Source organism: Bifidobacterium sp. UBA744, from assembly GCA_002298605.1.
Taxonomy (GTDB): domain Bacteria; phylum Actinomycetota; class Actinomycetes; order Actinomycetales; family Bifidobacteriaceae; genus Bifidobacterium.
Genome location: DBKS01000023.1, coordinates 21,944 through 31,359 on the forward strand (window position 1 = coordinate 21,944; position 9,416 = coordinate 31,359).

Below are 9,416 nucleotides of genomic sequence, written 5' to 3' on the forward strand. Positions count from 1 at the left end.
CCAACGAGCGCGTCAGCAGCGCGCGCAGCGCCGCATGGCCGCGGCGGGCGTTCGGGCCGCCATTCATCATGGTGTTTCGCATGTCACTCCTCCCCCTGCTTGTTCGCCGCATCGCCGGACGCCGCGCTTTCCCTGTTCAGCCGTTCGATATAGGCCTGCAGCTCGTCGGGACTGATCACCGACGTCTCCTCATCGTTCGGCGAGTCATCCATCATCGGTGGCTCATCGGACCGCGCCGCCTGCGATGATTGCACCGCCTGCTCGGCGACCAGGTTCCTCGCGGTGACATCCACCACCGTCGGAGCCGCGGGAACGGTTGCCGTGGACGCGAGGGACGACGTCTCCACCGCGGAGCTGGCGACCGATCCCGCACGCCGCGCATGGCGACGGTGCGGACGCTTGCCGATATGCAGCATCGACGCGATCGCGCCGAAGAACTTTCCGAAGGCTCCGGCCACCAGCTGCGGAATGGTGAGCTTGATCTCCTCATGGCCGCGAGCGGGCGCGGCGCCCGACTCCTTCTTGCGTCGCTTCGTCGGATGCACGGCGAACAGCGATGCGCTGAGCACGGCGGCCACGATCAGCAGCCCACCGATGAAATACAGCGGCGTTGCGTAATCGGGCACGGTATCACGGGTCCAATGCAACGCGACGGTCATCGGCGAACCGGCTTCGTCATCGGCCGAGGCATCGGCATTGGTGTCGATGAACACCGCCGCGCCGCCATCGGTGTCGGAATCACGCTGCAGGCGAACGGATCCTGTCCCGCAGGTCACCGACTGCCACAAGTCGGACTGTTCCAGCGTCACATCCCCCTCGGCCGAGGTCGCATCGCCGGAGGCCTTGGTCTGTTCGACGCCGAGCTGGGTCCATGACGACAAACCGGTGAGCCGCGTATACGTATGTCCGGCGATCCATCCGGCGACGTCCTGCGATGTGCCGGTGGCCACGCAGATCTTTGCATTCGACGATGACGACACTGTCATGTCGACCTGATTGTCCACCACGGACAGCACGCCCGGATCGGCGACCACGTATCGGGTCGAAGTGTCGGCGGTCGCATTGACTTCGGCACTCGGCTTCCATTCGGTCGCATTCAGCACGCCAAAAACTATCGCGGCCACGGCAAGCAGCCCGAATATCGGTGTTACCACGCCACGCATGACAGCGGCATGACGCGAAGTGTTCTGGTTTTGATCACTCATAGCAGGCACCATTCTACAATCTCTTCACGAATCATCCACTGGCCAGCTGATCATCAGCGCAAAATCAGGCGCGTCCACTACTGTGAGGAACCATGCGTTATGATTTTGCAACTCACTCATTGAAGAAGGCAATGGCCGGGTTGTGCGGCGCCGCGCTGGTCATCGGTCTCGCCGCATGCGGTAATGGTTCCGCAAGCACCGCCCAGGGATCCGCCTCCGCAAGCTCATCTACCTCCTCGTCCGGCGAATTGAAGGAGATGACGGGGATCGCCGCCACCGGCGAAGTCGGCCAGAAGCCCACCATCACATTGTCCGGCGTGCCATTCACCGTGCCGGACGGCGGCTATGAGATCCTGCAGAAGGGTAACGGCGACACCTTGGAAGACGGCGACCGCCTGTGCATGCAGTCCGTGGCGATCAGCGCCAAAACCGGCGCCGAAATATACTCCAGCTGGGAGAACGCCACCCCCGACTGTTCGGTGACCCTGGATTCCTCGCAGCTCCGCTCCGGCCTGTACGACGTGTTCAAGGGCCAGCAGGTCGGCATGCTCATCGCGATGGGCGTCAACGACAGCACCGCCACCGACGACGCGCAGAAGTCCTATGTCATGGCCACCACTGTCGTGTCGAAGTCGCATGACCTGACGCGCGCCGAAGGCACCGCGGTCAGCGATGTGCCGTCCAACCTGCCGAAGGTCGCACTGGACGCCAACGGCAAGCCGTCCATCGACATGAACGGCTACCAGCCGGACGGCCAGTTCATCGTCCAGCCGCTGATCAAAGGCGACGGGGCGACCGTGTCCGACACGGGCACCGCGGTCGTCAAATACACCGGCTGGCTTACCGACGGCACGCAGTTCGACTCCTCCTGGGACAAGAACACCACCTATGAGGCCAGCATGTCGGGCGGTGTGATCCAGGGATGGATCGACGGGCTCAAGGGCCAAACCGTCGGATCCCAACTGCTGCTGATCATCCCACCGGACAAGGGGTACGGCGATCAGGCATCCGGTTCCATCCCCGCGAATTCCACACTGGTGTTCGTGGTTGACATCGTCGGCACCTATTAGACAATCGGCGTGGGCGCCGCCCCACGCCGAGAACCGCTAGAACAGGCGAAGCTCGTCGGATTCGGCGCCGCGCATCTCGTCATAGTCGAGAATCAGGCAGCTGAATCCACGGTCTTCGGCCAGCACGCGGGCCTGCGGCGTAATCGTCTGCGCGGCGAAGATGCCACGCACCGGAGCGAGCAGCGGGTCGCGATTCAGCAGCTCGCAATAGCGGGTCAGCTGTTCGACGCCGTCGATGCCGCCATGCCGTTTGATTTCGATGGCCACATGTCTGCCCTCGGCATCGATGGCCATGATATCCACCGGTCCGATGGCCGTGGGATATTCGCGCCTCACCAATTTGGCACCCTTGCCGATGCGCTCGATCTGCTCGGCCAGGCAACGCTGCAGATGATCCTCGACACCATCCTTGACAAGTCCGGGATCCTCGCCCAACTCGTACGACTCGTCGGCATACACGTGCCACAGTCTGACTTCGAGGATATCGCTCGACTTATCCGCCGAAACCCGCAGAATGCGCTCGGGGGCGACGGCGCCGGCGGCACCGTCTTCGGCATCGGCATGGTCGGGTACGGTCTGCCTGAGCGTGCACGGCGCGGCCATCCAATTCAACGGCTTATACGACCCGAGCTCCGAGAAGATCAGCAAGCTGGAATCCGCCTTGATCAGCAGCACGCGCTTGGCCGGCGGCAGCATGGCGTTGAGGCGGCCGGAATATTCGGCCGAGCAGTCGGCAACTATGATTCGCACGAGCCACCACCTTACACCACCCGCAGGCGACGGCCGGACGCTAGTCGACCGGCGTGGTTTCGCCTTCCGACGCACGCACCCGCTCGAAACTCACATCCTTGGCGTATGCCATTTCGATGCGGCCGGAACCCTGCGGCACGCCACCCAGCGTGATGTCGCGGAACACCACGTCGCGGACCTCATGACCGGGCTTCGAGAAACCCCTCACCAGAATCGCCGTGGTCGGATGCACATCATGCTCGTCGTCGCCCCAGAACCGTCCGAGCACCCTGCAGCGCTCGAAGCGATACCGCTCGAAGAACGGCTGGTCCGGCCCGGCTACGCCATCGTCGTTATACGACACGGCGTGAATGGTGACGGCCGCGAGATCGCAGTCTCGGACCACCACGTCGCGAACCGCGCCCCCTCGCTTGGGCGTGCCCTTGATATGCAAGCCATAGCGGGATTTGGAGATGTCCACGTTCCACACGCGCACATCCTCCACGCCGCCGCTCATCTCCGAACCGATGGCGATGCCGTGACCCTGCGTGGCACGGCAGTCGAAAATGCGCACATGGCGGGTGGGTCGGTTGATCGCGTTCCCCTCCGGGTTCTTGCCGGATTTGATGGCCACCATGTCGTCGCCGGTATGGAACCGGGAATCGAACAGATAGCAGTTGGTTGAGGAGTCCGGATCCCAGCCGTCGCCGTTCCAGACGCCCGCCGACTCAAATGTGCAGCCGTATGTGACGACGGTGTCCGAATAGATGAACTGGACGTTCCAGCTCGGGCCCCGGCCTACGGTCAGACCGGACAACTCCACATCCTGCGCGTTGGCGATGTTGATCAGGCGGCCACGTACGCGGGCGGGGATGGTGTCTTCGTTCTCGCAGGTGGCGACGTAATCGGCCATGGCGGCAAACTCGTCCTTCATTGCCTCGCGCTGCAGCTCAATGGTTCGGCGCATGAGTTCGGCGCCACCGCCCAGAATCGACCCCTCGCCGGAAATCGTCACATGCCTGGTGGTGAAGCCCTTGGTGTGATCCATCTCACCGATGTTGATCAGACTGCGGTAGCATTCGCATTCCGAGCCTTCGAACCGCGTCCACACGCGCGGCTCATAATCGGCGGGATCGTCGCTGCCCTGCAGGACGCCGTCGCGCAGTACGGTCAATTCGCTGTCGGAATGCATGGTGAGCGCGCCGGTGAGGAAGGTGCCCGCCGGCACCACCACGCGATCGCGGGACGTGCAATCGTCCAGCGCCTGCTGGATGGCGGCCGTGTTCATCGTGATGCCGTCGCCCACCGCGTGGTATGGCGCCTGCGTGACGTCGATGACGCGCTTGGCCGGCAAGGTGCGGAACACGCCGCGGAGCATCGGCTCGAATTCGCCGTACTCGCCCTCCTCGCTCATGCACACCGCGAAGGCGTATTCGGTGTCGGGCGCCAGACTCAGAAACGTCAGATGCGTCCTATCCGCCTTGGCGGCCTCCGAACCGTTCAGGCGGATGCGATATATGGATGTGGCGGTCGCATCGTCGGGCTGATCCCAGAACAGCGTGATGCTGGCGTCTGAAACGCTGGCGTGCAGGCCATCAGAGGTTTGGAACATTGTCTGCTTCCTTGCAATGGGGGTTCGCGGCGCCGCGGCCAGGCGGCGAACACCGCGCGGAGGGGCGTCCGGCATCGAACAACCGATTATTCCGCCTATGAGTATAGATGCCTACGGACGTCCGGACGACGCCGTTGCCAAGTTTTTTCTCTCTCTCCCCCCCTGCGCCCGCAACGGCATCCGCTATTCGGACGCAGACGCGCCCCGATCACGGCGCAGCACCTCGGTGAACGCCAGGATGAGCGGCGCCACGCCCTTCGCGTCGTTGCGCACCACCGGCTCGCGCATGTAATAGTCGAAGGTGCCTTCGCGCCGGTCCTTGCCGCCAAGGCCGGCGACCAGGCAGATGCCTCCCAGCGACAACGCGCCGTCGTCCTCGCCGAGCTGTCCGTCGCAGATGCCGCGATACGCGGCGAAACCATACCGCCAATACCGTTCCGGCAGCACGCCGAGTCGCGCGGCCTTCATCAGCACATAGGCGAAAATGGCCGAACCGGATGTCTCCGGATAGTTCGGCTCGATATTCGGCACGTTGATCACCTGATGCCACATGCCGGTTTGCCTGTCCTGATATGGCAGCATCGCATCGATCAATTCCGCCAGGGCGCGGCGCAACTGCTCGCGCCCAGCGCCCATCGAGGCCGGCAGGATCTCCCAGGCGTCAAGCAGGGCCATCGCATACCAACCCTCGGCCCGCAGCCAGAACCCATCGGACAGCCCCGTCACCGGATCGCACCAGAAGGCCTCGCGGCTGGCGTCGTAGGCGTGATAGTACAGGCCATTGCGCTCATTGCGCATGCGATCGTAGACCGTCGCGAACTGGTGCAGGCTGTCGGAGCACCCCCGGCCCTCGCGGAAGCTCAGCTCGTACTGCAGATAGAACGGCTGGGCCATGTACAGGCCGTCAAGCCAGACCTGATTGGGGTAGATGAGCTTATGCCAGAAATTCCCCTCACTGGTGCGCGGCTGGCGCTCCAGCTGCGAGTAGATGGTGCCCATGGCCTTGCGATACTTGGGCTTGCCGGTGATGGCGTAGAGCTGGTACAGCGTTTTGCCGGCGTTGACGTTGTCAAGGTTGTAGTCCTTGGGATCGTAGGAGTCGATCGAGCCATCGTCGCGCACAAAATGGTCGATGAAGCGGTCCGCGAAGTCGAGGTAGACGTCTTTGCCGCTGATATCGTGCAGATCGAGCAGCGCCTTGATCATGCAGCCGTCGATGTAGTTCCACGTATTCGGCTTGCCGGCGCGGATCTTCTCGATATTCCAGGCCGGCGCCTCCGGCGTGCTGTGCTCGATCAGCTGCCGAATGTAGGTGCTGATAATACGCGCACTGCCCATATGCTCCTCCTTGCGCTTCCTTGTCCGCTTTACAGTTCAGGCTCCCAATCGCCCAGGACGGCGGCGCGCCCGTATTGCGCGCGATCGGACTCGGGCAGGATGCGGGCCCAGGACGGCCAGGCCCGCGGAACCGCACCGGGGCCGCAGGGACCGATGGCCGCGAACCGCGCACGGGCGCGGGCGTTCGGCTTGTTCCAATCATCCCATCCCTCGACGAGGATATGCTCCCCCAGCCGGCAATCCACCAGCGCCGCACGGGCGTAATCACGCCACGGTCTGGCGATGGCCACGCTATGGGGACCGGGCATGGCCCGCGTGGGCGAGGCGGCCATCCAGTCCATGCCGGCGGTGAATGCGCAATGCGAGAACACATATCCGTAAGGTTCGCCCTCCGGCGTGGATGGCGCCGCCACGTAACCGGGCCCGATGGAACGGATCTCGCAGTCCTCGAAGAACGCGCGGGCCGATCCGAAGATGAAATCAATGTCGCCGGCGATCAGGCAACGCCGGTAGAGCTGCCTCCCCACCACGCGCGGCGAGAGGCGCTTCGGCCCCAGGAACCCATTCGGCTCGATTTCCCTGGGCGGCAGCGGACCGGTGAATAAGGTGTCCTGATGGCCCAGCAGCGTGCAATCCTCGATGGCCAGCCGATCACCGTCCGCATACAGCGCGATGCACTGGCCCGCCTTGGATCCGCTGCCGGCGTCATTGGCGATGGTCAGACCGCGCAGGGTCACGTCGTGGGCGTCGACGAACACGGTGGCGGTGCGGAAGGTGCCGCGACGCGTGCCCTGACCATCCGGGGACGGCTCGAGGGCCGCCGCGTCGTACGCAATGCGCACGGCATCGGAGGAACCGGCCTGCATGGGCCGGCCGCCACGGACGGGCCGGGCGGTCCAGTCGCTTGCCACAATGGTCAGATGCGGCCGTCGGATGGCGAGTCGTTCGCGGTACTCCCCCGGAGCCACGCGAATCACCGCCGGCGCCAATCCGTCGTCACGGGACATCAGATAGTCCAATGCCGCCGTGATGGATGCGAAGCGGGCCGACCCATCCCTGGCGACCTCGATCACCAATGCAGCGGATTTCCCGGCATTGTCAGCGTCTTCCAATTCTGTCATGCCGCTACCGCTCCACCCGATCGACATTGGTCAGCTGCAGCTCGTCGCCGTCCTGACCATCGATGCGCACGTCGTCAAGCACCAGCGTCTCGACGTTCTGCGCGATGAGGCCCTGTCGCGCCATCGGTTCGACATGGCAGGCCATCGCGGGCACGGAGGGCCGGGCGTTCGGGGAGAAGGTCACATGAACGTGGTGGAAGGCCAATCGTCGGATCCTGCTTTCTGGCAGACCGGTGATCCATGTCGCCGCCGCATGGCAGTTCAGCGCTTCGATGTCGCGGAATTCCAACGATTCCACATTGGGCGTGCGATCGTCGACCGGCAGCGGCTCCCGACTCTGCACATAATCGCTTTTGCCGTCCGGATCGCAGAAGTAGAACGAGTTGACCACGAAGGGCGTGAGCACCTCGTTCATGCGGATATGTTCGAAGCGGATGTTGCGATACACCGAGTCCCTGCCCCGGCCGCGCCTCGACTTGATTCTCAGGCCGCGGTCGGTGCGCTCGAACAGGCAGTCGCGCACGGTGAGGTTCTCGATGCCGCCGGACGCCTCGGATCCCAGCACCACCGAGCCGTGGCCGTCGTGCATATAGCACTGCTCGACCAGCATATTGCGGGTGGCCGGGCGCAGCGCACGCGGCATGGAGATCTTGCCGGATTTGACGGCGATGCAGTCGTCGCCCACCGAGAACTGCACGCCGATCACATGCACGCCGTCGCAGGATTCCGGGTCGAATCCGTCGGTATTCGGCGAAATCTTCGGACTTTCGATGGTCACACACGCAAGGGTGACGTCGCGGCACAGCGTGGGGTGGATGTTCCAGCTGGGCGAATTGCGCACGGTGACGCCGGCGACCACGGTATGGTCGCAGTCGGACATGAACATCATATTGGGGCGTGTGGCGATGCGGATGTTCTTGGGATCATGCCACCAGTTGCCTTCGTCGTAGTTGGCGCCGCCGTCGATCACGCCACGGCCGCAGACCGTGACGTTGCTGGCGCCCACGGCGGTGATCACGCCGCAGAACATGGGCAGCAACGACTCGCCCTCCCAGGTGCCCAGCGGCAGGGAACCGGTGCCGCAGTAGCCGTCGCCGGGCCGCCCCTCAACGGTGGGAGGCAGATAGGCGAGCTCTTCTCGGTCATGCCGCGCGTGCAGCGTGGCCCCCTCGGCGATGTCGAGGGTGATGTCGGAGGTGAGGAACAGGTTCTTGATGCGCCAGTCGCCGGCGGGAATCAGCACCCTCGCGTCCTTCGGCGCGACTATGACCGCGGCCATGATCGCCTGCGTGTCGTCGTGTCTGCCGTCGCCGACCGCGCCGAAATCGCGCACATTCAGCGTGAAGGACTCATGGGCGGTGGTGAAGGAGGCTTCGAGGGCGGTGTTCCCCGCGACATCCCCTTGCGCGGCACCGTCTTGCACATAGGTGATGGTGTAGTCGGCATCGGGCTCAAGACCGTCGATATAGGTGACGATGCGGCTGGTTTCCGGCACGGCGGCGCATGGCTCGCCGTTCAGCAGCACGGCCCATGGGTGCTCGGCTGTCCAGATGCCGGCGTCGGCAAGCTTCACGATTGCGAAGCGCGCGCCTACAGTCACCACTTCCAGTTGCATGCCTTCTCCTTATCCATGCACATATGCGTCTTTGCTCCATCATCAAGGGTAAACGTTGGATCTAAGCCCGCGAAGCTTTGTTGCCATCTCTTGCACTGTGCCGAGACATGCCGCCGCCACCCACCTATAGTTATGTACCAGCGAAACAGGGAAGTCGTTTGGCACCGCACAGAAAGGCACGGCAATGACGCAAGCAGTCTCACCCCACATCACCAGCCACGCAACGGATACGGCAACCTCAGCGGAGGCGTCCGCCGCGACGAATGGCCATACCTTTGACCTGTTCATGTTCATGGGCCAATCCAATATGGCCGGACGCGGCATCACCTCCGAACGATGGCCGCAGCCAGCTCCGGAGCCCGATGCGGGCATCGGCTATGAATACCGGGCCATCAGCGACCCCGGCCACCTGCACCCGATCCATGAACCGTTTGGCGTCAATGAGAACAACCCGCATGGGATCTTCGAGCCCGGGATGAAAACCGGATCGATGGTCACCGCTTTCGCCAACGCCTACGTCGCGACGACGGGCACGCCGATCCTGGGAGTTTCGGCGGCGAAGGGCGGCTCGTCCATCACGCAATGGGAGGGCAGGCCCGGCGATTTTCTCGCCGACGCCATCGAACGCTGCGACGCCGCGCAACGCTTCGCCGCACAGCACGGCATCACGCTGAGGCATCGCTATATGCTCTGGTGCCAGGGCGAAACCGACGGCGACCTGGGCAC

The 9,416-nt window shown here is 63.9% G+C and carries 8 protein-coding genes; 2 read left to right on the forward strand and 6 right to left on the reverse strand.

Going from position 1 to position 9,416, the window contains the following annotated elements:
- Positions 1-83: 83 nt before the first annotated feature.
- Positions 84-1,205, reverse strand: a complete 1,122-nt coding sequence (locus tag B2994_RS02445) for a hypothetical protein (protein ID WP_291526811.1) — start codon at positions 1,203-1,205, stop codon at positions 84-86.
- A 92-nt stretch (positions 1,206-1,297) separates the two neighbouring features.
- Here B2994_RS02445 and B2994_RS02450 point away from each other — a divergent pair, with 92 nt between their 5' ends.
- Entirely contained in the window at positions 1,298-2,275 is a 978-nt protein-coding gene (locus B2994_RS02450) for an FKBP-type peptidyl-prolyl cis-trans isomerase (RefSeq protein WP_414630621.1), read from the forward strand.
- Positions 2,276-2,311: 36 nt separating this feature from the next.
- Here the strand turns inward: B2994_RS02450 and nucS are convergent, their stop codons facing one another.
- The 5 genes from nucS to B2994_RS02475 form a co-directional block, all read right to left on the reverse strand.
- Positions 2,312-3,025 (reverse strand): endonuclease NucS, encoded by a 714-nt coding sequence (gene nucS, locus B2994_RS02455; protein WP_291526812.1) that lies wholly within the window; start codon positions 3,023-3,025, stop codon positions 2,312-2,314.
- 40 nt (positions 3,026-3,065) lie between these two features.
- Positions 3,066-4,616: a glycoside hydrolase family 28 protein gene (locus B2994_RS02460; protein WP_291526813.1), complete on the reverse strand. Its 1,551-nt coding sequence runs from the start codon at positions 4,614-4,616 to the stop codon at positions 3,066-3,068.
- 183 nt (positions 4,617-4,799) lie between these two features.
- Positions 4,800-5,954, reverse strand: a complete 1,155-nt coding sequence (locus tag B2994_RS02465; protein ID WP_291526814.1) for a glycoside hydrolase family 88/105 protein — start codon at positions 5,952-5,954, stop codon at positions 4,800-4,802.
- A gap of 29 nt (positions 5,955-5,983) precedes the next feature.
- Positions 5,984-7,075 carry a pectinesterase family protein gene (locus B2994_RS02470; RefSeq protein ID WP_291526815.1) on the reverse strand — a complete coding sequence of 364 codons (1,092 nt, stop codon included), beginning with the start codon at positions 7,073-7,075 and terminating at the stop codon, positions 5,984-5,986.
- A gap of 4 nt (positions 7,076-7,079) precedes the next feature.
- The gene (locus tag B2994_RS02475; RefSeq protein WP_291526816.1) at positions 7,080-8,690 is read right to left on the reverse strand and encodes a glycoside hydrolase family 28 protein; all 1,611 of its coding nucleotides are present in this window, start codon (positions 8,688-8,690) and stop codon (positions 7,080-7,082) included.
- Between the two features lie 184 nt (positions 8,691-8,874).
- Between B2994_RS02475 and B2994_RS02480 the strand changes: the two genes are divergently transcribed.
- Positions 8,875-9,416: sialate O-acetylesterase (locus tag B2994_RS02480; protein ID WP_291526817.1), on the forward strand; the 542-nt coding region annotated here is incomplete at its 3' end.

Excerpts from the sequence above, each read along its gene's own strand:
- B2994_RS02445 (WP_291526811.1), bottom strand. The coding sequence starts at position 1,205 with ATGAGTGATCAAAACCAGAACACTTCGCGTCATGCCGCTGTCATGCGT.
- B2994_RS02450 (WP_414630621.1), top strand. The coding sequence starts at position 1,298 with ATGCGTTATGATTTTGCAACTCACTCATTGAAGAAGGCAATGGCCGGG.
- B2994_RS02460 (WP_291526813.1), bottom strand. The coding sequence starts at position 4,616 with ATGTTCCAAACCTCTGATGGCCTGCACGCCAGCGTTTCAGACGCCAGC.
- B2994_RS02465 (WP_291526814.1), bottom strand. The coding sequence starts at position 5,954 with ATGGGCAGTGCGCGTATTATCAGCACCTACATTCGGCAGCTGATCGAG.
- B2994_RS02470 (WP_291526815.1), bottom strand. The coding sequence starts at position 7,075 with ATGACAGAATTGGAAGACGCTGACAATGCCGGGAAATCCGCTGCATTG.
- B2994_RS02475 (WP_291526816.1), bottom strand. The coding sequence starts at position 8,690 with ATGCAACTGGAAGTGGTGACTGTAGGCGCGCGCTTCGCAATCGTGAAG.